The 23,345-nt window shown below is 72.2% G+C and carries 24 protein-coding genes; 8 read left to right on the top strand and 16 right to left on the bottom strand.

The window, feature by feature from the left end; translation table 11 throughout:
* Window positions 1-65: 65 nt before the first annotated feature.
* Entirely contained in the window at window positions 66-1,121 is a 1,056-nt protein-coding gene (locus MM440_RS10640; protein ID WP_241444281.1) for a MaoC family dehydratase, read from the bottom strand.
* Window positions 1,122-1,213: 92 nt separating this feature from the next.
* Window positions 1,214-2,959, bottom strand: a complete 1,746-nt coding sequence (locus tag MM440_RS10635; RefSeq protein WP_241444280.1) for a threonine/serine exporter family protein — start codon at window positions 2,957-2,959, stop codon at window positions 1,214-1,216.
* 151 nt (window positions 2,960-3,110) lie between these two features.
* Between MM440_RS10635 and MM440_RS10630 the strand changes: the two genes are divergently transcribed.
* A complete protein-coding gene (locus tag MM440_RS10630; protein ID WP_241444279.1) occupies window positions 3,111-4,622 on the top strand; it encodes an aminopeptidase P family protein in 1,512 nt (503 codons plus the stop codon).
* Here the strand turns inward: MM440_RS10630 and MM440_RS10625 are convergent.
* The 6 genes from MM440_RS10625 to MM440_RS10600 form a co-directional block, all read right to left on the bottom strand.
* Window positions 4,619-5,164 (bottom strand): YflT domain-containing protein, encoded by a 546-nt coding sequence (locus tag MM440_RS10625; RefSeq protein ID WP_241444278.1) that lies wholly within the window; start codon window positions 5,162-5,164, stop codon window positions 4,619-4,621. The two genes, MM440_RS10630 and MM440_RS10625, sit on opposite strands and share 4 nt — an antisense overlap.
* Before the next feature lie 319 nt (window positions 5,165-5,483).
* Window positions 5,484-6,149, bottom strand: a complete 666-nt coding sequence (locus MM440_RS10620) for a hypothetical protein (protein WP_241444277.1) — start codon at window positions 6,147-6,149, stop codon at window positions 5,484-5,486.
* Window positions 6,150-6,207: 58 nt separating this feature from the next.
* Window positions 6,208-6,957: a hypothetical protein gene (locus MM440_RS10615; RefSeq protein WP_241444276.1), complete on the bottom strand. Its 750-nt coding sequence runs from the start codon at window positions 6,955-6,957 to the stop codon at window positions 6,208-6,210.
* Between the two features lie 63 nt (window positions 6,958-7,020).
* Entirely contained in the window at window positions 7,021-7,455 is a 435-nt protein-coding gene (locus tag MM440_RS10610; RefSeq protein ID WP_241444275.1) for a hypothetical protein, read from the bottom strand.
* A 30-nt stretch (window positions 7,456-7,485) separates the two neighbouring features.
* Window positions 7,486-7,884, bottom strand: a complete 399-nt coding sequence (locus MM440_RS10605; protein WP_241444274.1) for a hypothetical protein — start codon at window positions 7,882-7,884, stop codon at window positions 7,486-7,488.
* 341 nt (window positions 7,885-8,225) lie between these two features.
* Window positions 8,226-9,422, bottom strand: coding sequence for an acyl-CoA dehydrogenase family protein (locus MM440_RS10600; protein ID WP_241444273.1), 1,197 nt, complete (start codon window positions 9,420-9,422; stop codon window positions 8,226-8,228).
* 380 nt (window positions 9,423-9,802) lie between these two features.
* Between MM440_RS10600 and MM440_RS10595 the strand changes: the two genes are divergently transcribed.
* Window positions 9,803-10,519, top strand: a complete 717-nt coding sequence (locus MM440_RS10595) for a serine protein kinase RIO (protein ID WP_241444272.1) — start codon at window positions 9,803-9,805, stop codon at window positions 10,517-10,519.
* 155 nt (window positions 10,520-10,674) lie between these two features.
* On the opposite strand, the gene MM440_RS10590 is transcribed toward MM440_RS10595, so the two are convergent.
* Window positions 10,675-11,415, bottom strand: a complete 741-nt coding sequence (locus tag MM440_RS10590) for a L,D-transpeptidase family protein (RefSeq protein WP_241444453.1) — start codon at window positions 11,413-11,415, stop codon at window positions 10,675-10,677.
* Window positions 11,416-11,725: 310 nt separating this feature from the next.
* Here MM440_RS10590 and MM440_RS10585 point away from each other — a divergent pair, with 310 nt between their 5' ends.
* The 3 genes from MM440_RS10585 to MM440_RS10575 are packed head-to-tail and all read left to right on the top strand — an operon-like array spanning window position 11,726 to window position 14,735.
* Window positions 11,726-13,021, top strand: coding sequence for a magnesium transporter MgtE N-terminal domain-containing protein (locus MM440_RS10585; RefSeq protein WP_241444271.1), 1,296 nt, complete (start codon window positions 11,726-11,728; stop codon window positions 13,019-13,021).
* Complete coding sequence (locus MM440_RS10580) at window positions 13,014-13,556, top strand: DUF1003 domain-containing protein (RefSeq protein WP_420914155.1); 543 nt, start codon at window positions 13,014-13,016, stop codon at window positions 13,554-13,556. Before MM440_RS10585 ends, MM440_RS10580 begins: the two co-directional genes overlap by 8 nt.
* A gap of 9 nt (window positions 13,557-13,565) precedes the next feature.
* Window positions 13,566-14,735 (top strand): Mrp/NBP35 family ATP-binding protein, encoded by a 1,170-nt coding sequence (locus tag MM440_RS10575; RefSeq protein WP_241444270.1) that lies wholly within the window; start codon window positions 13,566-13,568, stop codon window positions 14,733-14,735.
* A gap of 240 nt (window positions 14,736-14,975) precedes the next feature.
* Here MM440_RS10575 and MM440_RS17365 read toward each other — a convergent pair whose 3' ends face one another.
* Together MM440_RS17365 and sigE are read right to left on the bottom strand one after the other, a co-directional pair.
* The gene (locus MM440_RS17365) at window positions 14,976-15,434 is read right to left on the bottom strand and encodes a twin-arginine translocase TatA/TatE family subunit (protein ID WP_241444269.1); all 459 of its coding nucleotides are present in this window, start codon (window positions 15,432-15,434) and stop codon (window positions 14,976-14,978) included.
* A gap of 181 nt (window positions 15,435-15,615) precedes the next feature.
* Window positions 15,616-16,335, bottom strand: coding sequence for an RNA polymerase sigma factor SigE (gene sigE / locus MM440_RS10565; RefSeq protein WP_241444268.1), 720 nt, complete (start codon window positions 16,333-16,335; stop codon window positions 15,616-15,618).
* A 195-nt stretch (window positions 16,336-16,530) separates the two neighbouring features.
* On the opposite strand from sigE, the gene MM440_RS10560 reads away from it, so the two are divergent.
* Window positions 16,531-17,163 carry an O-methyltransferase gene (locus MM440_RS10560; protein WP_241444267.1) on the top strand — a complete coding sequence of 211 codons (633 nt, stop codon included), beginning with the start codon at window positions 16,531-16,533 and terminating at the stop codon, window positions 17,161-17,163.
* Between the two features lie 182 nt (window positions 17,164-17,345).
* Here MM440_RS10560 and MM440_RS10555 read toward each other — a convergent pair whose 3' ends face one another.
* From MM440_RS10555 to dapE, 5 genes are all read right to left on the bottom strand, one after another.
* Window positions 17,346-17,513: a DUF3117 domain-containing protein gene (locus tag MM440_RS10555; protein ID WP_241444266.1), complete on the bottom strand. Its 168-nt coding sequence runs from the start codon at window positions 17,511-17,513 to the stop codon at window positions 17,346-17,348.
* A gap of 233 nt (window positions 17,514-17,746) precedes the next feature.
* Window positions 17,747-18,967, bottom strand: coding sequence for a hypothetical protein (locus MM440_RS10550; RefSeq protein ID WP_241444265.1), 1,221 nt, complete (start codon window positions 18,965-18,967; stop codon window positions 17,747-17,749).
* Window positions 18,964-19,374: a DivIVA domain-containing protein gene (locus MM440_RS10545; RefSeq protein WP_241444264.1), complete on the bottom strand. Its 411-nt coding sequence runs from the start codon at window positions 19,372-19,374 to the stop codon at window positions 18,964-18,966. Before MM440_RS10545 ends, MM440_RS10550 begins: the two co-directional genes overlap by 4 nt.
* Window positions 19,371-20,072, bottom strand: a complete 702-nt coding sequence (locus tag MM440_RS10540; RefSeq protein ID WP_241444451.1) for an LOG family protein — start codon at window positions 20,070-20,072, stop codon at window positions 19,371-19,373. Before MM440_RS10540 ends, MM440_RS10545 begins: the two co-directional genes overlap by 4 nt.
* 162 nt (window positions 20,073-20,234) lie before the next feature.
* Window positions 20,235-21,338: a succinyl-diaminopimelate desuccinylase gene (gene dapE / locus MM440_RS10535; RefSeq protein ID WP_241444263.1), complete on the bottom strand. Its 1,104-nt coding sequence runs from the start codon at window positions 21,336-21,338 to the stop codon at window positions 20,235-20,237.
* A 98-nt stretch (window positions 21,339-21,436) separates the two neighbouring features.
* Here dapE and dapD point away from each other — a divergent pair, with 98 nt between their 5' ends.
* On the top strand, window positions 21,437-22,366 hold the full coding sequence (dapD, locus tag MM440_RS10530) for a 2,3,4,5-tetrahydropyridine-2,6-dicarboxylate N-succinyltransferase (protein WP_241444262.1): 930 nt from the start codon (window positions 21,437-21,439) through the stop codon (window positions 22,364-22,366).
* A 19-nt stretch (window positions 22,367-22,385) separates the two neighbouring features.
* Entirely contained in the window at window positions 22,386-23,318 is a 933-nt protein-coding gene (locus MM440_RS10525; RefSeq protein ID WP_241444261.1) for a hypothetical protein, read from the top strand.
* Window positions 23,319-23,345 lie beyond the last annotated feature (27 nt).

The following is a 23,345-nucleotide window of genomic DNA, read 5'->3' as shown; positions in this document are numbered from 1 at the left end:
CCCGCAGCGGTCGCCGGCGATCCCGTCAGCCGTGGGATCAGCCGCGTGGCATCAGCCGCGCGGGATCAGCCGCGCGGGATCAGCACCGTGTAGTCGAGGTCGAGCACGACCTCGGGCCGGTAGCGCCCGTCCTCCCCGCGCAGCGGGAAGTCGCCGCAGGGGTGGTTCTTCGTCGCCACGGTGCGCAGCCGCAGCGCACCCACGTCGGTGCGGCCGGGCAGGTCGAGGCGTTCGAGCACCTCGGACCAGGCGTGGATCGTGTCGCCGGCGAAGGTCGGGTTGGCGTGCGTGCCGGCGTTGATCGCGGCGACCCAGAGCGCGTTCTGCAGGCCGTTGAAGGACAGCGCGCGGGCCATCGAGATGATGTGCCCGCCGTAGACCAGCCGGCGCCCGAACCGCGAGTCCGCCTGCGCGAGCTGGTTGAAGTGGACCTTCGCGGTGTTCTGGTAGAGCCGGGTCGCGAGCATGTGCTCGGCCTCCTCGACGGTCATGCCGTCGACGTGGTCGATGCGCTCCCCCACCTCGTAGTCCTCGAACAGCTGGGCGCTCCCGGCGAGCGGGGCCAGCCGGGCCGCGTAGTCGACGGGCACGGTGATCGGCACGTGCAGGTCCCCCGCCGGCACGGCGCCGGGCAGCTCGGGCACGACCGGCGCCTCGGCGGTCTCGTGCGGCTCGGCCTTGTTGACCATCACCCACCGCACGTAGTCGAGCACCACCTCGTCCCGCTGGTTGCGCCCCTGCGACCGGACGTAGACCGTGCCGGTGCGCCCGTCGCGGTTGGCCTTGAGCCCGATCACCTCGGACGTCGCCGTCACGGTGTCACCGGGCAGGACCGGCACGCCGAAGCGACCGCCGGCGTAGCCGAGGTTGGCCACCGCGTTGATCGAGATGTCCGGCACGGTCTTGCCGAACACGACGTGGAAGGTGAGCAGCGGGTCTACGGGAAGCTGGCGCAGACCGAGCGCCTCGGCGAAGGTCGCCCCGGACGTCAGCGCGAACCGGGAGCCGTAGAGCGCGGTGCTGAGCGCGATGTCCCCGTCCGTGAGCGTGCGTGGGGTCGCGTGGACGATGTGCTCACCGAGCCGGAAGTCCTCGAAGTACCGACCTGCGCTGGTCTTCATCGACCCACCCTTCGCATCGCACCGGCCGCGCACAGGGGCCACGGCCGGAGAGGACCTGGTGTCCTCGGCGCCCATGCTGCCCCACCGGCTGCTCAGCCGCGAGGCTCTCCGACAGTGCCGTTGCCCACAGTGCCGTTGTCCACAGTGCCGTCGTCGACAGCGCTGTCGGGCTCCGTCTCGTGGCCCACCGAGCCCTCCACCGAGCCGTCCACCGCAGCGTCCTCGGCAACAGCCTCGTCAGCACCCTCGCCACCCGCGGCGCCGAGGGGATCTCCGCCGTCGACCGGCACCTGGGCCGCACCGACCCACGCCTCCAGACCGCTGCCCTCGAGCGGCGGCCCGTGACCGTCAGCGCGGACGGCGTCCCGCGCGGCGTCCCGGGCCGCGGCGACGGACGCAGGGGTCAGCCCGGCGGCCTCGGCGAGCGCCGGGCTGACCGGCCGGGTGACGCTGAGCATCTTGCGGCGCCACAGCAGCCGGTCGCGGACCGGCCGGGCGAAGTAGGTGCCGAGGCTGGCGCCGGCGGCGAGCGCCATGCCGATGCCGGCGGCGGTGAGCAGGGTGGCGAAGCCGGCCATCTGGGAGGAGAGGAACTCGCTCTCGGTCACCATGGTGAGGATGCCGCTGAAGGTCCGCGAGCCGGGCATCAGCGGCACGATGGCCGCCGTCGTCAGGGCGAGCGCGGGCAGCACGTAGCGGCGAGCCACCGGAGCCGCGAGGAAGGCCGCGATCATCGCCCCGACGGCGCTGGCGCCGATGACCCCCATGCCGATGGTGATCATCGCCATGTAGCCCAGCTGCGCGACCGCGCCCATCGCCCCGCAGAACAGCACGGTGCGCGGCCCGGCCTGCGTGGCCACGGCGAAGGCGCAGGACACGACCACGGCACCGACGAACCCCCGGACCGGGGCCACGATGCCGACGTCGTCCCCCGACACGTAGAGCGGCACGCCCAGCCGGGTGCCCAGCTGCAGCACCGCGATGATGCCGACGACGATGCCGAGCGTGAGCACCATGACCTCGAACGCCCGCGCCCCCGCCGTGACGTAGAACCCGTCGATGGCGTCCTGGGCGGCCCCGACGACGGACATCCCGGCGAGCAGATAGACGATGCCGGACGTGACGATGAGCGACGGCCGGGTGTCCTGGGCCAGCGCGAAGCCGTGGTCGCTCAGGGCCATGACGATCACGGCCGCGCTGGTCGGCACCGCCGCACCCGCGGCCTGGGCGAAGAACGGTGGCACGGCCTTGCGCCCGAGCAGTCCCTGCAGCCGCTCGATGGCGGCGGTCGAGGCCGCCGCGATCACCGTGATGAACGGTCCGGCGCCGAGCATCAGGCAGACGCCGAGCGCGAGGACGGCGTTGCCGACGCTGACGACCCACGGCCGGTAGGGCCGCGGGGCCGACAAGATGGCGACGAACCGGTTGGTGGCCTGGTCGAGCGACAGCCCGCGCTCGATGTTGTCGACCAGCGCCTGGATCCGCAGCAGGCGGGTGTAGTCCGTGCTGCGGCTGCGCACGACCCGCGTCATGGTGAGCGGCGTCCCGGACTGCCCCGGGTGGTAGGACACCGTGATCGAGGTGAACGTCACGTCGACGTGCGCCCCGCTCAGCCCGTAGGCCCGCACCACGCGGATCGCGGTCAGCGTCACGTCGTTGGCCGAGGCGCCGTGCGAGAGCATCAGGTCGGCGATCCGCAGCGCCAGGTCCAGGACCTTCTGCGCGCGACGGGGGTCGACCTCCTCCTCGCCGGGCTGCTGGCGCGAGAGTCCGAGCCGGGGTCGGATCGCCCGCAACGCCGAGCTGGCGGTGCGGCGAAGCAGGCGCGGGGTGGGCACGCCCCCACTGTGGACGGTCGGGGCAGGCGATGTCACGTCCCCGCGCCCGGGTGCCCGGGTGACACGAGGCTGCTAACCACGACGGGGTAGACCTCCCGGCCGGGGCCCCGCTCGTGGCGGCGAGCCACCGCGGTGGGGCAGGATGGCCGACATGAGCGAAGAGCAGCCGAAGGCCGAGCACCGCAGCAGTCCCACGTCGACCCAGTTCCGCGAGTTCGTCGCGTCGGGATGGGCGCCGCGCAGCACCGAGCTGCCCGAGCGCACCGAGGCTGCAGTCCATGCCGGGCGGCGGCGTGAGGCCCTGAGTGCGGCCCACCCCGGCGAGCGGATCGTGCTGCCGGCGGGCGGGCTCAAGGTCCGCAGCAACGACACGGACTACCAGTTCCGGCCGCACACCGCCTTCGTGCACCAGAGCGGGCTCGGCGCCGACCGCGAGCCGGACGCCGTGCTCGTCCTCGACCCGCGCTCGGAGCAGGACGGCGGCGGCCACGAGGCGGTCCTCTACTTCCGCCCGCTCGCCCCGCGCGAGTCCGAGGAGTTCTTCGCCGACAGCCGCTACGGCGAGTTCTGGGTGGGCGCGCGCCCGACGATCGAGCACGTGCAGGCCGAGCTCGGCATCGCGGCCCGGCACATCGACGGGCTGCGCGACGCCCTGGGCAAGGACGGCGCCACCCTGCGCGTCGTGCGGCACGCCGACGCCGAGGTCGCCGCCATGGTCGACGCCGTGCGCCAGGAGGTCGGAGTCACGGCGGAGCAGCTGCAGGCGGAGCAGGAGGCCGACGCGGCCCTCGCGCGAGAGCTGTCCACCCTGCGCATGGTCAAGGACGAGTGGGAGGTCGGCGAGATGCGTAAGGCCGTCGACGCCACCCAGCACGGCTTCGAGGGGATCATCGCCGACCTGCCCGAGGCCGTGCGTCGAGGCCGCGGCGAGCGCTGGGTCGAGGGGGTCTTCGGCCTCTACGCTCGCCACGAGGGCAACGGGGTGGGCTACGAATCCATCTGTGCCGCAGGCGATCACGCCAACACGCTGCACTGGATCAAGAACGACGGCGAGGTCCGCGAGGGCGACCTGATCCTGGTCGACGCGGGCGTCGAGGTCGACTCGCTGTTCACCGCCGACATCACCCGCACGCTGCCCGTGAGCGGCCGGTTCAGCGACGCCCAGCGCCGGGTCTACGACGCGGTGTTCGCCGCGCAGGAGACGGGCATCGCGGCCTGTCGGCCGGGCAACAAGTTCCGCGACATCCACGCCGCGGCCATCCGGGTCATCGCCGAGCACCTGCACGCGTGGGGGCTGCTGCCCGACGGGGTGAGCGTCGAGGACACGCTCGACGCCGACCACGGGCAGTACCACCGGCGCTGGATGGTGCACGGCACCTCCCACCACCTGGGGCTGGACGTGCACGACTGCCAGCTGGCGCTGCGCGAGGACTACATGGACGCCGAGCTGACGCCCGGCATGATCCTCACCGTCGAGCCGGGGCTGTACTTCAAGGCCGACGACCTGCTCGTCCCCGAGGAGCTGCGCGGCATCGGCGTGCGCATCGAGGACGACGTCGTCGTCACCGAGGACGGCTGCGAGGTCCTGTCGGCGGGGATGCCGCGCTCGTCCGCGGACGTCGAGGCGTGGATCGCCCGCGTCCAGGCCGAGGCCCGACGCTAGATCGTGGGCCGCTCGTCGGTGGGCTCCTGGGGGCTGCGGCGCACCCCACCGAGGGTGCTGTCGCCGGCGAGCAGCTGCGCGGCCTGGGCGTGCAGGTTCTGCTCGACGAGCACTTCGTACTTCGTCGCGACGACCTGCTGCACCGAGGTGAAGTCGCGCCGTCCGAGAGTGAAGCTGTAGCCGATGAGCGCCCAGATCAGGCCGAAGATCGCACCGAAGATCATCGTCCAGAACACGATGCCGAAGCCCAGACCGAGACCGGCGAACAGCGAGAAGATCAGACCGACGAACAGGCCCAGCCACAGGCCGGAGAGGACGCCACCGAGGGCGACCGTGGGCGTGGTGAGGCGGCCGGTGACCCGCTCGACCAGCTTGAGGTCGGTGCCGACGATCATGACGTTCTCGACCGGGAACTCGTGGTCGGAGAGGTAGTCGACGGCCTTCTGGGCGCCGGCGTAGTCGTCGAAGACGCGCAGCGACATGGGGTATCGGAGGTTGAGCCCTGCGGCGGGGACACGCGGATCCAAGGGGTTCGTGGACATGCGACCACTCTACGCTTCTGCTGGCGGTGCTGCAGGCCCAGCGGCTGCTCCCGGGTGGCGCGGTTCGTGGCCGTCGTGCAGGGCCCGGTCGAGGTAGCCCTCGGCGTGCTGCCGCTGGTCGGCTGGACTGCCCCAGCGGTCGTCGGACTCTGGACTGCGCCAGCGGTCGTCGGACTCTGGACTGCGCCAGCGGTCGTCGGACTCTGGACTGCGCCAGCGGTCGTCGGACTCTGGACTGCAGGCGGGCACTGGACGGCGGGAGGGGGCTGGGTGCGCTGGGCTGCGGGGGCGGTGGGGGTGCTCTACGCGGCGTTCGCGGTCAACCTCGCCCTGGTGTGGCGGCTGCGGCCGGCCACGCCGTGCGGCTGCTTCGGGGGCGACGAGCCGGCCGGGGCTGCGACGACGACCCGCGCGGCCGTGCTGTCCATCGCGGCGCTGCTCGCTGCGGGCACGGGCTACGCCGGGGAGCGCGACCCGGGCGCCGGATCAGTGCGCCGTGGTCGTCGAAGGCCAGGTCCCAGTCGCCGTCGGGGCTGTAGCGCAGGTTGGCGGCGGTCATCAGCTGCCGACCGAGACCCCAGCCCACCCCGGTGAGTACGGCACCGAGCGGGCCGGCGAACAGCGCGACGACGGGGACGGCGACGTAGGGCAGCCCGCTGGTCACGTACGTGCGCACCCCCGTGCCCATCTCGAAGCCGAACTCGAACGGCCCGAAGAACCTGCCGTGCCGAAAGACGGTCTCGGGGACCAGCCGAGCGTTCTGCGGCAGCCGGAACGACACCAGACCCATCTCGCGGACGGCGATCACGACGAACCAGGTGGCGAGCAGCCCGGCCCAGGCCCACCAGGGCAGGGCCAGCCGCAGCAGCGAGCCGAGCGTCAGCACGACGAGCGCGGTGACGACACCCCCGGTCACGGGGCCGAGACCGAAGGGGGCCGGGCCGGTCAGGAGGGCGAGGGCCACTGCAGCGACGGCGGGCAGCACGACGAGCGTGGCACCGACGAGCGGGTGCCAGGCGCGCCGGACGGGGTGGTCGAGACGCTCACCAGCCGAAGAACCACCACCACCACGGGTCGGACGTCGTGGTGGTCGTCGGGGTGGGCGTCGGGCTCGTCGAGGTCGGCGTCGGCGTGGGGCTGGTGGACGTCGGAGTCGGCGTGCTCGTCGGAGTCGGCGTGCTGGTGGGCGTGCTGGTCGGGGTCGCCGGCGCGGTCGGCGTCGAACCGCCCGAGACCGCCGTCCGGCAGATCGTCAGGTACGTGTAGGACGTCAGGGTCCGGACCGTCATGGAGCCGTCCGAGCACCGGTAGGTCACGCCGTTGACGGTCCAGCGCCAGGCGTTCTTGGTGGTCGTCGCCCCGCAGGCCGAGGAGATGGGTCGGTTGTAGCGCGTCTGCGAGCCGGCGATCTCGGTGTCGCTGCGGTGCCAACCGGTGCTGTCGCAGCGGGTCGACCCCATGATGTAGCCGCCGTAGCAGGCCGCTCCGGCGTTGACGTAGGCGCCCTCGGTGTCGTTGGACTCGCGGTAGCCGTTCGGGTAGCCGGCGCGGCAGTCGATGGCGTCCCAGCCGGTGAGGCCGGTGGGGCTGGTCCCGGCCGCGGACCGCGGCTGCTGGACGAGCGGCGACCACCCGAGGGCGGTGGCACCGACGGCGGCGCCCGACAGCGCGACGCCGCGCAGCACGGTGCGACGCCGGGCCAGCGACCCGAGCCCGGTGAGCGCCAGGGTTCGGGTGGTCGGGGTCGAGGAGTCGGCCTCGGTCGACGGGATGGTGGTGAGGTCCAGGGCCATGGGACGTCCCTTTCGGCGTGCGGGTCTGCTGGGCGGGTCTGGTGGGCGGGTCTGCTCGCGGGCTCAGTGCCGGGAGTAGAACGTGCGGAACGACTCGAGGGCGCGGTCCACGTCGTCGGGGCCGGCGGGAAGGGCCAGCTCAAGGACCTCTCCGGAGGGCGCGACGAGCATCAGGACCGGCGGGGTGAGGTGGGCGACCGCCGACCAGGACGGGTCGTCCCGCACGACGCGGATCCCCGCCGGCAGCGGGCCCCAGACGTCGTCGCTCTCGTAGGTCAGCAGGACGGCGGGCTCGGGCAGGCGTGACGACAGGTCCGCGAGCCGGGCGAGGACGAGCCGGCACAACGGGCACGCGCTGTCGGACGCGGCACCGGCCGGGTAGGTCAGCCGACTCACCTGACCGCGCAGCAACCTGATCTCGCGCAGGCAGGCGGCCAGCCCGAGATAGAGGACCACGATGGCGATCCAGCTGACGACGACGGCGACCCACGGACTCATGTCAGCGGCTCTTCCGATCGGTCGTCCAGGTCACGTCGAGGGAGTCGAGCACGGTGGTCGACGACTGGTCGCTGATCGAGTCCGGGTTGCTGACCTCGACCTCGGCCGCCCCGTGGGCGTGCCGACGACATAGGAGTAGCCGTGCGGCCGGGCGCCGGAGCTGCCGGGGAGCAGGGTGCGCCAGATCTCCCCGTGCCGGGTCTTGCCGCCGCGGTGGCGCGGGACCATCTGGTCGGCGTGCGCCGGGCCGGGCAGGTCGAAGGACACCGAGTCGTCGCAGACCAGCAGCACGTGCTCGTTCATCATGGTCAGGCCGGTGGCCCGCTGCGGCGCCACGCGCATGCCCTCGGCGGTGTCGTCCGGGTCCAGCACCGCGTAGAGCTCCCCCACGTTGGCGAGCGCGGGTGCCGGTCCGCTGAAGATGGTCATCGGTGCTTCCCGATCAGGGAGGCCACGGTCATCGAGCCGTCGGGCGCCGAGGACACGCTCGGGCTGCGCCTCGTCTTCGTGAGCGAAGCCATGCCCGTTCTCCTCGCCGTTGCTAGGTGCGTGGGCCATCCGAGGGACCCATGCGACGGGAGGATGCTGTCAGCCAGATGGGTGAATCCTCTAGCCCTGGCCCAGGACTCGGGCGCCCAATTCACCCGGGACGTGCAACGTCCACGACGGATCGTCACGCCGCCTCGCCAGCCCCTTCACCCAAGGTCGCCGCGCCTGACGCAGGCCCTCACCCAGGGTGGGTGAGAGCTCACGCGAGCTCGGCGGGAGGTCTACCGGGCCTTGTAGTCCTCGAGCAGCCGGCGACCAATGATCATCCGCTGGATGTCCGCGGTGCCCTCGCCGATGAGCAGCATCGGCGCCTCGCGGTAGAGCCGCTCGATCTCGTACTCCTTGGAGTAGCCGTAGCCGCCGTGGATGCGGAAGGAGTCCTCGACGACCTCGGCGCAGTACTCCGACGCGAGGTACTTCGCCATGCCGGCCTCGAGGTCGTTGCGCTGGCCGGCGTCCTTGAGCCGCGCCGCCTTCACCATCATCTGGTGCGCGGCCTCGGCCTTGGTGGCCATGTCGGCGAGGCGGAACATCACGGCCTGGTGCTGCGCGATCTTCTTGCCGAAGGTCTCCCGCTGCTGCGCGTAGGCGATGCCCAGCTCGAAGGCACGCTGCGCGACCCCGCAGGCGCGCGCCGCGACGTTGACCCGGCCCACCTCGACGCCGTCCATCATCTGGTAGAACCCGCGGCCCGGCTCCCCGCCGAGGATGTCGGCGGTGGTCTTCTCGACGTTCTCGAGCACGAGCTCGGTGGTGTCGACGCCCTTGTAGCCCATCTTCTCGATCTTGCCCGGGACGGTGATGCCCGGCGCGGTCTGCCCGAAGCCGGGCTCCTTCTCCAGCAGGAACGTCGACATGTTCTTGTAGACCGAGTCGGCGCCGGTGTCCGTGCGGACCAGGCACGCGACCAGGTTGGCACTGCCGCCGTTGGTGAGCCACATCTTCTGGCCGTTGATGACCCAGGTGTCACCCTCGGTGTTGACGGCCTTGGTCCGGATCGCCGAGACGTCCGAGCCGCAGCCCGGCTCCGACATCGAGAAGGCGCCGCGGATCTCGCCGGTGGCCATCTTGGGCAGGTACTTCTGCTTCTGCTCGTCCGTGCCGTGCTGCAGGATCATGTAGGCCACGATGAAGTGGGTGTTGATGATGCCGCTCACGCTCATCCAGCCGCGGGCGATCTCCTCGACCGTGAGCGCGTAGGTGAGCAGCGACTCCCCCAGGCCGCCGTACTCCTCGGGGATCATCAGCCCGAAGATCCCGAGCTCCTTCATCTGCTCGACGATCTGCTCGGGGTAGGTGTCGGAGTGCTCCAGCTCCTGAGCGTTCGGGATGATCTGCTCGTCGACGAACTCGCGCACGAGAGCCAGCAGCTCCTGCTGCTCCTCGGTGAGGCCGTCGGTGGTCTGGATGCGTCCCATGAGGGGTCTCCGGCTTCGTTGGTGGGGCTGGTCCGGCGGGGTGCCGCTCGGGTCGGTCGTTACTCCCGAGTATGCCGAGCCGCCGGACCCCTCGACAGCCAACCCGAGCGTGAGCCTCACCACGCCCGGGCCGTGGTCGGGACCAGGCCGATGTCCGGGCCGACGCCCGGCCCGTGGTCCGGAGCACCCCCGAAAACCAGTCGCCGTCCCCACGGACCGAGCGCCATGCTGGGCCCGACCGAACCCACCGACGAAGGAGACGTGCCCTGCACGGCCTACCCGACCTCGCCGTCGACAGCAGACCGGACGACCCGCCCGAGGGCGAGCGCTGGTCCACCTGGGACGGTGCCCAGCACGGCCCCGAGCCGCGCCCACCCTGGGTGATCACGGCGCTCGGCGCCGTCGACGCCGACCTCGGCATCCTCAAGTCCGGCAAGGAGGCCGACGTCCACCTGCTCCGGCGATGGGTCCCCGCGGACCCGGACGGCGCGGTGGTCCTGGCCGCCAAGCGCTACCGCACGGCGGACCACCGCATGTTCCACCGCGACGCGGGCTATCTCGAGGGGCGCCGGGTGCGGCGCTCGCGCGAGACCCGCGCCATGGCCCGCCGGACCGACTTCGGCAAGGACGTGATCACGACCCAGTGGGCCGGCGCCGAGTTCGCGGCGCTCGACCGGCTCTGGTCGCTCGGCCTGCCGGTCCCCTATCCCGTGCAGCTGACCGGCACCGAGATGCTGATGGAGTTCATCGGCACCGCGGACGGCGTCGCCGCACCGCGGCTGGCCCAGACCCGGCCGTCGCCGCCGGTGCTGGCCGAGCTCTACGAGCAGCTGCGCACGGTCCTGCTCGTGCTGGCCGGTGAGGGGTGGGCGCACGGTGACCTGTCGCCCTACAACGTCCTCGTGACCGGTCCCGACCAGGACCAGGTCGTCGTCATCGACTGGCCCCAGATCGTCGACGTGATCGGCAACCCGCACGGCTTCGACCTGCTCGCACGCGACGTCGCCAACGTCTGTCAGTGGTTCGTCCGGCGCGGCCTCGACGTCGACGAGGGGATGCTCCAGGGGGAGGTCGTCGCGGCGGCGACGTCACGCTGACGCCAGAGGGTTGTCGGCGCCGGCAACGGCGAGGGGCCACCAGCGCGATCGCTGGTGGCCCCTGCTGGGAACCCCGTGCCCTCACACGTCGGGTTCCACCCCGTCGTCGGCGGCTCGCCCCCACGAGCCCGGTGCCGACAGTTGCCCCCGGGGAGTCAGTAGACCCGGACGGTGCCGCCCAGGTAGATGGCCCGGCCCCGGCGCAGCTCGTCCATGGTCCCGTTGTAGACCCGCACGCAGCCGTGGCTCGATGGCCACGCACCCACGTCGAACCGCGAGCCGTGCACGGCCACGCCGCCATTGAAGTACATCGGGCGGTACATGTCGCCCAGTCGGCCGTGCTGCCACCCGTTTGCCACCTGCCAGTAGAACCGGAAGGTGCCGGACGGCGTCACGGCGCGCACCCGCTTGCCGCGGTCGTAGTAGTAGTGACCGTTGCCGCTCGAGCAGTTGTAGATCCGGGTGACCCGGCCACCGTCGACCACGAGCAGCACCTGACGGGCCTTGTCGATCTCGATGACGTGACCGGAGGTCGACCGCGCCTTGGGTCGCACGCCGCGGTTGAGCGCGGACGCGGTGCCGGTGCCGACCGAGCCCACGCGGGACAGGCCGGCAACCTTCTGCACGGCGAGGACGGCCTGCCGGGTCTGGCCGGCGTAGACCCCGTCGGCCCGACCCGCGTAGTAGCCGAGGGCGTTCAGCCGGTTCTGCAGGGCCACGACCTTGGGGCCGCGCGAGCCGACCCGCAGGCCGCTGCTGACGGCCGCGGCGCTCGCTGCGGCACTCGGGGCGAGGCCGGCCGCCCCCGCACCGGACGCACCCGCGACCGCCCCTCCTGCGAGCGCGGCACCGGCCGCGGCGACCGATCCGGCTCGGAACAGGTCTCGACGAGTCATCACCAGCATGAGATACCCCTACTCTGCGGCCCGGTCCTCGACGCGGTGCCACGCTCCCTCGGCCACGACGTCGTCGTCGCGCCGCCCGGTGCGACGTTGCTCGTCGGCACCAGCCCTGCCTGATCTGCCTTACACACCCCAAGACGCACTCAGGTCCCGCAAAGGTTGCCCCGGGCGCTCATCGAATCACCCGGCCTGCGGGTTGTCACCCGGTGCGTGACGAGCCGCCACGGAACGTGTCACGCCGACTCGGTCCGACTCGGTCCGGCTCGGTCCGTTCGGACAACCGCACGCGTTAGGCTTGCCGCTCGTGGCCACCATGACGCGCGTCTTCGTCGCACGCCTCGCCGGGCTGTCGGTCTTCGACCCGCTCGGCGACCGTGTGGGGCGCGTCCGCGACGTCGTGCTGGCCTTCCCCGCCACCCGCCGCCGGCCCCGCGTGCTGGGCCTCGTCGTCGAGGTGGCCGGCCGCCGCCGGGTGTTCGTGCCGATCACCCGCGTCACCAACATGGACGCCGGTCAGGTCGTCACGACCGGCCTGGTCAACATGCGCCGGTTCGAGCAGCGTCCCACCGAGACCCTGGCGCTGGCCGAGGTGCTCGACCGCGGGGTGCAGGTCCAGGAAGCCGGCCAGGAGGCCTACGAGGCCACCGTCGAGGACATCCTGATGGAGCCCGAGCGGGGCCGCGAGTGGGCGGTCACCAAGGTCTACGTGCGCAAGGGTGTGCCGTCCCAGGGCGGTGGGCTGCGGCGCATCACCGGGCGCCGCGGCGAGACGCGCCTGGTCGACGTCGCCGACGTCACCGGCCTGCACCTGTCCGCGAGCGGGCAGGGAGCGGCGCGGCTCCTCGAGAGCTACGACGACTCCCGGCCGGCCGACCTCGCCGAGGTCATCCACGAGCTCACCCCGCAGCGCCGGGTGGAGGTCGCGACCAGCCTCGACGACGACAAGCTCGCCGACGTCATGGAGGAGCTCCCGGCCGACGACCAGATCGAGATCCTCGCCAGCCTCGACGTCGAGCGCGCCGCCGACGTGCTCGAGGCGATGGAGCCCGACGACGCCGCCGACCTGCTGTCCGAGCTGCCGCAGGACCGCCAGGAGGAGCTGCTGCAGCTGATGGAGCCCGGCGAGGCTGCTCCGCTGCGCCGCCTGCTGACCTACGACGACGAGTCGGCCGGTGGTCTGATGACGACCGAGCCGATCATCCTCGGGCCCGAGGCGACCATCGCCGAGGCGCTGGCGACGGTGCGCCAGGAGGACGTGGCCCCCGCGCTCGCCACCGTGGTCTGCGTGTGCCGCCCGCCGCTGGAGACGCCCACCGGGCGCTACCTCGGCATCGTGCACATCCAGCGCCTGCTGCGCGAGCCGCCGCACTCCCCCGTCGGTTCGATCCTCGACAAGGAGCTGGAGCCGCTGGACCCCGAGGACACCCTCGGCACGGTCACCCGCGTGCTCGCCAACTACAACCAGGTGTGCATGCCGGTGGTCGACGCCGACGGGCACCTGCTCGGCGCGGTCAGCGTCGACGACGTCCTCGACCACATCCTCCCCGAGGACTGGCGCGAGGAGCGGCACGAGGAGAGTGACGAGGTGATCCGTGGCTGAGCGCAACGACTCCGGGAACCGGCTCGACCAGCCGCGGGAGGCAGGAGTCCGCTTCAGCCGCCCGCGGGTCATGGACGCCGAACGCTTCGGGAAGGCGAGCGAGGCGTTCGCCCGCTTCATGGGGACGCCCGCCTTCCTGATCTACATGACCGTCTTCGTCGTGGTGTGGCTGGCGTGGAACACCTTCATGCCCGAGTCCGCGCAGTTCGACCCGCGCAGCCTCAACTACACGCTGCTCACGCTCATCCTGTCGCTGCAGGCGTCCTACGCCGCGCCGCTGATCCTGCTCGCGCAGAACCGTCAGGACGACCGCGACCGGGTCGCCCTCGAGCAGGACCGCGGTCGGGACGAGCGCAATCTCGCCGACACCGAGTTCCTCACCCGGGAGGTCGCGGCGCTGCGGATCGCGCTGCGCGACGTGGCCACTCGCGACTACCTGCGCTCGGAGCTGCGCGACCTGCTCGAGCAGCTGGAGGACCGGGGGCTGCGTCGGCCCGAGGACGAGGATTCCGGGTCGGGCCGCCGCCGGGGGTAGCGTGACCCCATGCCCGTCAGCCCGTCCGCCAGTCAGCCTGCCTCCCCGTCACCCGTCAGCCTGGACGCCGTCCACGGGGCGTTGGCGACGGTCAACGACCCCGAGATCCGGCGCCCCATCACCGAGCTGGACATGGTGCGGTCGGTCGACGTGTCCGACGACGGTCGGGTCGCCGTCACGGTGCTGCTCACGGTCGCGGGCTGCCCGATGCGCTCGCAGATCATCTCCTCGGTCGACGAGGCGGTCTCCCGCGTCGCGGGGGTGACCGGCGTCGACGTGACCCTCGACGTGATGAACGACGACCAGCGCGCCGCGCTCAAGACCAAGCTGCGCGGGGGTATCGCCGAGCGCGAGATCCCCTTCGCCCGACCCGACAGCCTCACCAGGGTCTACGCGGTCGCGTCGGGGAAGGGTGGCGTCGGCAAGTCCTCGGTCACCGTCAACCTCGCCGCGGCGCTCGCGCAGCAGGGGCTCAAGGTCGGGGTCGTCGACGCCGACATCTACGGCTTCTCGGTGCCCCGCATGCTCGGCGTGACCACCCCGCCGACCCAGGTCGACGACATGATCATGCCGCCGGTGGTCTCGGACGTGAAGGTCATCTCGGTCGGCATGTTCGTCCCCGACAACCAGCCCGTCGTCTGGCGCGGCCCGATGCTGCACCGGGCGCTGCAGCAGTTCCTCGCCGACGTCTACTGGGGCGACCTCGACGTGCTGCTCCTCGACCTGCCCCCGGGCACCGGCGACGTCGCCATCTCGGTGGCCCAGCTCATCCCCGGCGCCGAGATCCTCGTGGTCACGACCCCTCAGCAGGCCGCCGCGGAGGTCGCGGAGCGGGCCGGCACGATCGCCACCCAGACCCGGCAGCGGGTCGCCGGCGTGATCGAGAACATGTCCTGGCTCGAGCAGCCCGACGGCAGCCGGCTGGAGCTCTTCGGCTCCGGTGGCGGTCGCCGCGTGGCCGAGTCGCTGTCGCGCGTCGTCGGGGCCGAGGTCCCGCTGCTCGGCCAGATCCCGCTCGACGTGCGGGTGCGCGAGGCCGGCGACGTCGGTGAGCCGGTCGTCCTCTCCGCCCCCGAGAGCCCCGCCGCCGTCGCCCTCTCCGGCATCGCCCGTGGCCTCGGCCAGCGCGCCCGCGGCCTGGCCGGCCGCAAGCTCGGCCTCACCCCCACCGGCCGGTAGACCCCTCTCCCGCTCTGCTGCGTGCCCAGGCCCCCTCGGTGTTGGGCGGGTTCGGTGCGTCCGCAACTCGGCCGGCCGATCTACTGCAGACCTGGGCGCGGCAGTCGAGGGCCCTGGCGGGTGCAGATGCGCAGGTTCCCGGGAGACGCGCAGGGTGGCGTGCTGCGCGCAGGGTCGGGAAGGCGGCGTCTTTCGGTTTCCTGCGCACCTCACGGGTACGTGCGCGGCTGCCGCTCGACCTCAGGTCGCCTCGAGGTCGAACGGCGTGAAGGTGGGGTCGTAGCGCTGACCGGGGCGCAGCGGACGCGGCTCGTCGTCGGCGCGGGTGTGCCGGCCGAGGTAGCCATCGGGCTCGTCGCCCGGCGCGTAGACCGGGGCGTCGTAGCGCTGACCGCCACCGTCGTCGATGTGGTCGTCCGGGTAGCCATCGGGGCCGGTGCTCGCGGGCTCGTCCATCAACGCCTCGCGGACGATGCGGCGGGGGTCGTACTGACGGGGGTCGTACTGCTTCCAGTCGATCTCGTCGAACTCCGGGCCCATCTGGTCGCGCAGCTGGTCCTTGGCACCCTCGGCCAGGCGGCGCAGGTTGCGGACGAGCTGACCGAGCTTCGCGGCGTACTCCGGCAGCCGCTCGGGGCCGAGCACCACGATCGCGATGACGATCAGGATGAGGAACTCGGAGCCGTTGATGTCGAACACCCGGCCGTCCTCCTGTCGTCGTGTCGCCCAGCCTCAGGCCGTGAGCCTCGTGCCTCGCGGCGCGTCGGACCGCCCGACGCCTCGGTCAGGCTACCGGACCGACATCGAGAGACACATCCGGACGGCCAGGCCGCCGCGCAGGGTGTCTCTCAGCACGTCCCGGCGAGGATGCAGGCACGGCTCAGAGGGCGGGAGCGACCGGGCCGAGCCCACCGGTCAGACCGGCGGCCGTGCCCCGACCGGGGAGCCGCAGCCGGCTCCGGTCGGCCGCAACGGCGCGAGCCTGCTCGGCCTCGGCGCGGCGCAGGGCCGGGTCGCGGTGCGCGAGCGCGGCGCGCAGCTGCGAACGGCCGCGGTGGATGCGCGAGCGGACGGTGCCCAGCTTGATGTCGAGGACGTCGGCGATCTCCTCGTAGGTCAGCCCCTCGATGTCGCACAGGACCACGGCGGCGCGAAACTCCGGGGAGAGCGCGTCCAGCGCGCGCTGCACGTCGTCGTCGAAGTGGGTGTCGGCGTAGGTCTGCGCCGGCCCGGCCTCGCGGCTGACGAGCCGCGCGGAGGCGTCGTCAGAGAGCGCGTCGAAGCGGATCCGCTGCTTGCGGCGCATCCGGTCCAGGAAGACGTTGGTCGTGATGCGGTGCAGCCAGCCCTCGAAGGTGCCAGGGCGGTAGCTGTCGAGCGAGCGGAACACGCGCAGGAAGACGTCGTGGGTGAGGTCCTCGGCGTCGTGCTGGTTGCCGGTCAGCCGGTAGGACAGCCGGTAGACCCGGGCCGAGTGCTGCTCGACGATCTCGGCCCAGGTGGGAGGCACCCACTCGGCGCCGGACGCGGTGGCGCCGGCAGGCAGGTCGGAGCGGTCAGTGGTGCTGCGGTGGTCCGTCGTGGTCGTCACAGCGGTCACGGTCGTGGCCTTTCGTCGATGACGGGGCACTCCTTGGAGGGCCGTCGTGCCGACATCGTTCCAACTGGGACTGGGCAAAGTCTGTGAGACCACGGTGAGCGGGCCGTATCTCTAGCGGCGTTCGCGGGTGTCCGTCGGCTCTCCCCGACCAGCACCGACCCGGCTCGCGTATGTCTGCGCAGGTAGACTCCGGTCATGAGCACAGCGAAGGTCGCGAGCTGGTCCTACGCCGAGGACTTCATCGACGAGAGCCCGGTCGCCCTGGCTGCGCGCGCCCGGGGGGACAAGCTCGGCTGCACGCCGGTCCGACCGGCCGCGGGCGCGACGCTGCGCATGCTGGCCGCCGCGGTGCAGGCCAAGGCGGTTGTCGAGATCGGCACCGGCGCCGGCGTGTCCGGGCTCTGGCTGCTCGAGGGCATGGCTGCGGAGGGCGTCCTCACGACGATCGACATCGAGACCTCGCACACGCGCTCGGCCCGCAGCGCCTTCCTCGCCGCGAAGGTGCCGCACCAGCGCACCCGGCTGATCACCGGTCGGGCGCTCGACGTGCTGCCGCGGCTCACCGACGGTGCCTACGACCTGGTGCTGGTCGACGGCGACAAGGTCGAGTACCCACGCTACGTCGAGGAGGGGCTGCGGCTGCTGCGCCCGGGGGGGCTGCTGGTGCTCGACAACATGCTGTGGCACGACCGGGTCGCCGACCCCGCGGTGCGCGACGAGACGACCACGGTCCTGCGCACGCTCGCCAAGTCGCTGCGTGAGGACGAGCGGGTCCTGCCCGCCCTGCTGCCGGTGGGCGACGGCCTGTTCGTCGCGGTCAAGCGCTGACCGCGACGACTCCAGAAGAGCCCCAGAACGGCCGTAGAGCACTCGGAACAGCCCGCACCAGCCGCGAGAACCAACCCACGAACAACTCGAGGCGCCACCCCCGACCGGGGATGGCGCCTCGTGGCACAAGTGCTGGTGTCGGCGCGCTGTCGATGGTGCCGTCCGACCTGTCGTGAGCGGTCCTAGCCGGTCACGCCCTTGATGGCCTCACCGAGTGCCGCAATCTCGTCGGGCGTCATCTCGACCACGAGCCGACCGCCGCCCTCGAGAGGCATGCGGAGCACGATCCCGCGGCCCTCCTTGACGACCTCGAGCGGTCCATCACCCGTCCTGGGCTTCATCGCAGCCATTAGCCATTCCCTTCTCGTCCGATCCGCGAAAGGCTCAGCGGCCTCCCCCGGCATGCACGGCGACCGGCATGGCTCCAGAGAGCTTCAGCTGGCCGCAGCGACAGGTAAATGACATCAGTATCTCCCACCCGCGCGTCTGGCACCTAATTATCCGGCCATGGGCTCGTCGCGCCGCACCGGCACCCGTCCTCTCGATCACGGGCTCCCGAACACGGTCTCGATCACCCACTCGATCACGGTGGCCAGGAGGCCGGCGGGTAGTAGACGAGCAGGTGACGGACCCACCACACCTGCGTGGCGACGTTGACGGCGAGCAGCAGACCCCACCACAGCGGACCGAGGACGCGGTGTCCCCTCCCCCAGCCGACGAGGATCGCGGCCACCGGGAAGAGCGGCAGCAGGTAGCGGTAGGTGCTCGAGATCGGGTCGAGCACGGCACCGAGGTAGAGCGGGTAGGCGAGCAGCCAGACCCGCACCACGAGGTCTACCGGACGGGCCCAGGGACCGAGCACGACGACGAGGTAGAGCACGGGCAGGACCACCAGCAGCACCGGGCCCCACACGTCGCCGAAGAAGAAGCGGGCGTTGTGCCACCAGGGCGTGAAGGCGTGGATCTCGTGACCCGCGCGCCACGCGGACATGGTCTGCGTGTAGGCGTCAGGGATGCCGGTGCCGAGCCACGCGAGGCCCGGCCAGAGCAGCCCGGCGATGCCGCACGAGGCGAGCATGGCCGCCATCGCCGTGGCCTCGCCGCGCCGCAGCGGCTGCGCGCGGCGGCCGTGCCAGCGCTGCAGGCAGGCCGCGAGACCCACGATCGCGAGCGGCAGGGCGATGGGTCGCGCGAGCCCGAGCACGAGGGCTACCGCAGCTGCGGCCCACCACGAGCGGCGCAGGACCAGCGCCAGGAAGGCCGCCAGCAGGGCCAGCGCCATGGACTCGGTGTAGGCGAGCTGCAGCGTGGGTGTGGCGAGGTAGGTGCACCAGCAGGCCAGCGCCACCAGCGCGAGCCGGTCGGGCAGCCAGCGCCGCAGCAGCAGCGCGATGAGCACGGCGGCGACCGCACCGAGCACCAGCGCGAGCGTGGACGCGACGGCCGGGAAGCCGAGGCCGGTGACGGTCATCAGGGCGCGGGCGAGCAGCGGGAAGAGCGGGTAGAACGCCCACTCGCTCTGCTGCACCTGGCCGAGGGCGTCGACGGGCAGGGTCGCGGGGTAGCCGTGCTCGGCGATCCGGCGATACCAGGTGCCGTCCCACAGGACCGTCATGCCGAGGTAGGTGACCGGGTCGCCGGTCCAGCCGTTGGGGACCTGGAGCGGGATGACCGAGCGGATGAGCAGCCCGCTCAGCAGGCGCGACGCGGCGTAGATGCCGAGCGCCGCGAGCGCGAACGTCCGGGTCGAACTGGACGTCCGGGTCGCACCGGACGTCCGGGTCGATCCGGTCGCACCCCTCACGGGGACGGTTCGGACTCGGTCGTCGTGCCCGCCTGCGGCTGCCGGCTCCACAGCCCGGGCATCGTGGGCGCGCTGACCCGGGCGCCGTAGCGCACCTCGAAGTCGCGCACGTCCTCGCTGAGCTGCTCGATCTGGGCGTCACGGTCGGCCAGCTCGGCGCGCAACCGGTCCAGCACGGCGTCCACCTGGCTCATCCGGTAGCCGCGGAAGACCTGGTCGAAGCGCAGCGCGGCGACGTCGTCGTCGCGCAGCGTCCGCTCGGGCAGCGGCACGAACGGGCTGCTGGACGTGGGCTCGGCCATGGTCTCGTCGCCGAGCGTGCGCTGTCCGGTGCCGGTGGTGCGCACGAGCAGCCCGGTGAGCAGCCCGACGACCACCACGGCGAGGAGCATGAGCAGCAGGGTCACGCCTTGATGCTCCCACATGGGCCGCCGAGCAGCCGGACGACGTCGTCGGGGTCGTCGGTCAGCTGGAACAGGTCCAGGTCGTTCGGCGAGACGGTGCCTGCGGGCACGAGCACGTCCCGCACCCAGGCCAGCAGACCGGACCAGTAGTCGACCCCGAGCAGCACGATCGGGAAGGAGGTGACCTTGCCGGTCTGCACGAGGGTCACCGACTCGAAGACCTCGTCCAGCGTCCCGAAGCCGCCCGGCAGGACCACGAACCCCTCGGCGTACTTCACGAACATGGTCTTGCGGGCGAAGAAGTAGCGGAAGTTGACCCCGAGGTCCACGTAGGGGTTGAGGCCGGTCTCGAAGGGCAGCTCGATCCCGAGCCCCACGCTCACGCCGCCCGCCTCGCGCGCGCCCTTGTTGGTGGCCTCCATCAGTCCCGGCCCGCCGCCGGTGATCACGGCGTAGCCCGCCTCGGCGAGCGCGCGCCCGACGCGGACCCCCAGCTCGTAGGAGGGCTCGCCCGGCCGCACGCGCGCCGAGCCGAAGACGCTGATGGCCGGCCCCAGCTCGGCCAGGGCGCCGAAGCCCTCGACGAACTCGGCCTGGATCCGCAGCACCCGCCAGGGGTCGGTGTGCAGCCAGTCGGCCGAGTCCCTGCTGTCCAGCAGCCGCTGGTCGGTCGTGGACCGCGGGACCTGCGCACCGCGCAGGGTGACCGGGCCGCGGTGGTAGTCCCCACGGTCTACGTCGGGGTCCGAGGTGCGGTCTGAGGTGCGGTCGTCGGTGCGGTCGGGGCTCGCGGCATCGGCCTGGACGACGTCGCGCTCGTAGGCCTGCCGGCTCGCCTGCTCGTGATCGGTCACCCGGCCAACCTAAGCCACCGGGCCGCCGAGCCAGCGGTGCATCGCGTCGAAGGCCTGGTCGATCTGCGCGATGTCGCAGTACTCCTCGTCCTGGTGCGCGACGAGCGGGTTGCCCGGGCCGAAGTTGACGGCGGGCACCCCGACGGCGCTGAACCGGGCCACGTCGGTCCACCCCTCCTTGGCCTGGACGGGCAGACCCAGCGCCTCGACGAACGCCTGGGCGGCCGGTCGGTCCAGCCCCGGTCGGGCACCGTCGGAGGCGTCGGTCATCGCCAGCTCGTAGCCCGCGAAGAGGGCTCGCATCAGGTCCTCGGCCTCGACGGCGCTGCGGTGCGGCGCGAACCGGTAGTTGATCGTCACGACGCACTCGTCGGGCACGACGTTGGTCGCCCGACCGCCGGTGATCCCCACCGCCGACAGGCCCTCGTGGAAGGTCAGTCCGTCGACCTCGACGGTCTCGGCCGCGAACTCGCGCAGCCGGTCGATGATCCCTCCGGCTTCGTGAATCGCGTTGTGCCCCAACCACGGTCGACCGCTATGGGCTGCGAGCCCCTTGGCCTTGACCTCGAACCGGATGGTGCCCTTGCAGCCCCCCTCCACGGTGCCGTCGGTCGGCTCCATGAGCACCGCGAAGTCGGCCTCCAGCAGCTGCGGGTCGTTCGTCGCGACACGGCCGAGACCGTTGCGCGCGGCGTCGACCTCCTCGCAGTCGTAGAACACGAACGTCACGTCCCGGTTGGGCTCGGGCAGCGCCGCGGCGAGCGCCAGCATGACGCCGATGCCCCCCTTCATGTCGGTGGTGCCGCGGCCGACGAGCCGCTCGGCGGTGCGCTCGATCGGCAGCGACGCGGCCGGCCCCTGGGCTGCGAAGGGCACCGTGTCCAGGTGCCCGGCGATCACGACCCGCTCGGGACGGCCGAGCTCGGTCCGGGCGATGACGGTGTTGCCGTCGCGGCTGACCTGCAGGTGCGCCAGGGTGCGCAGGGCGGTCTCGACCAGGTCGGCGAGGGCCTGCTCGTCGCCGCTGACCGACGCGACGTTGCACACCTCCTCGGTGAGGTCGACGGGGGGCTGCGTGAGGTCCAGGGACGCGGGTGCGGCTGCGGTGGGCATGGGCCCCATTATCGGGCCCGTCAGCCTCCCCGGATCCGACTGGGTCCTCCCAGGCAAGTCTTCAGGGTCTGTCGGTGGCCGCCGGTACGCTGTCCGGCATGACGTCACGCACCGCCTGGGGGCACGGCCTCGCCACCATCACCGACGCCGGTCAGGTCCTCGACACGTGGTACCCAACGCCCACCCTGGGCGGCGCCGACGACCTCGGCCCCGTCCCCGCCGAGCTGACCGCGCTGGCGTCGAGCGACCCCGACCGCGGGGTCCGCACCGAGGTCGTGACGACCACGATCGACCTCGACGAGGCTCCCGCCGACGCGGCCGACGCCTACCTGCGCCTGCACCTGCTCTCCCACCGGCTGGTTCAGCCCAACAGCCTCAACCTCGACGGCCTGTTCGGCCAGCTCGCCAACGTCGTGTGGACCAACTACGGGCCGTGCTCGCCGGAGGGCTTCGAGCGCACCCGGCTCGCGCTGCGGGCGCGGGGTCCGGTCCAGGTCCTCGGGGTCGACAAGTTCCCGCGGATGGTCGACTACGTGCTGCCCTCGGGCGTGCGCATCGGCGACGCCGACCGGGTCCGCCTCGGCGCGCACCTCGCGAGCGGCACCACCGTGATGCACGAGGGCTTCGTCAACTTCAACGCCGGCACCCTCGGCTCCTCGATGGTCGAGGGCCGGATCTCCCAGGGTGTGGTCGTCGACGACGGCTCCGACATCGGCGGTGGCGCGTCCACGATGGGCACCCTGTCCGGCGGAGGGACCGAGCGGGTCCGCATCGGCAAGCGTTGTCTGGTCGGCGCCGAGGCCGGCGTGGGCATCGCCCTCGGCGACGACTGCGTGGTCGAGGCCGGGCTCTACCTCACCGCCGGCACCAAGGTGACGCTGCCAGAGGGCCAGGTCGTCAAGGCGCGCGAGCTGTCCGGGCAGTCCGGCCTGCTCTTCTTGCGCAACTCGGTCACCGGGACGGTCGAGGTGCGCTCGCGCACGGGCACCGGCGTCGAGCTCAACGCCGCGCTGCATGCCAACGACTAGGCGCACCAGCGCGGGCCGCTTGCGCTCATCCGGCCGCTCATCCGGCCGTTCGTCCGGCCGCTCCAAGTCCTCCGGGCGCTCGGGGTCGACCGGACGGACCAACTATCGCCGTCGCCAGGGCTACGTCGCGCTGGTGCTCGCGGTCCTCGCGATCGCGGCCGGCCTCTTCGTCTGGCGCACCGCGTCCGACTTCGTGACCGACCTCGGGTCCTCCAGCTGTCGCGCGGTGGCGTCCAGCTACGAGGCCCAGCTGGACCCCGACGCGATGGACAACGCCGCGACCATCACGGCGATCGCCGTCAAGCGTGGGCTGCCGGCCCGGGCGGCGACGATCGCGCTGGCCACGGCCATGCAGGAGTCCAAGCTGCACAACATCGACTACGGCGACCGCGACTCCCTCGGGCTGTTCCAGCAGCGCCCCAGCCAAGGCTGGGGCACCGAGGCGCAGGTGCTGGACCCGATCCACGCGACCAACGCGTTCTACGACGCGCTGGTCAAGATCGACGGCTGGCAGACGATGGAGATCACGCACGTCGCCCAGCTGGTCCAGAAGTCGGCGGCGCCGCTCGCCTACGCCCAGCACGAGCCCGAGGGTCGCGCGCTGGCGTCGACGCTGGCCGGGCACACCCCCGGCGGCATGGGCTGCCGGCTGCCCAAGCTCACGATGAGCGAGAAGCGCACCTTCAAGGGCACCGTCGCTCAGGCGCTCACGACCCAGCTCGGCATCCGAGCCGACCGCCAGCTGGTCGGCGGCAGCACGCTCACCGTGACCGCGACGGGTGCGGACCAGGCGAACGCGATCGGTGCGTGGGCCGTGGCCAAGGCCGAGCTCTACGGGATCGAGCAGGTGACCGTGGGGAGCCGGCAGTGGAGCCGTGCACCCGGCCGGGAGGCGTGGTCCTGGCAGCCGGCCGAGCAAGCGACGTCCCCGACGACCGTCATCGTGCGCTGACGGTCGTCGGGGACGTACGAAGCGGGG

Source organism: Arsenicicoccus piscis (genome assembly GCF_022568835.1).
GTDB classification, from domain to species: domain Bacteria; phylum Actinomycetota; class Actinomycetes; order Actinomycetales; family Dermatophilaceae; genus Arsenicicoccus; species Arsenicicoccus piscis.
Note: the sequence above shows the minus strand (reverse complement) of the source record. Positions and strands in the feature narration are given on the sequence as shown.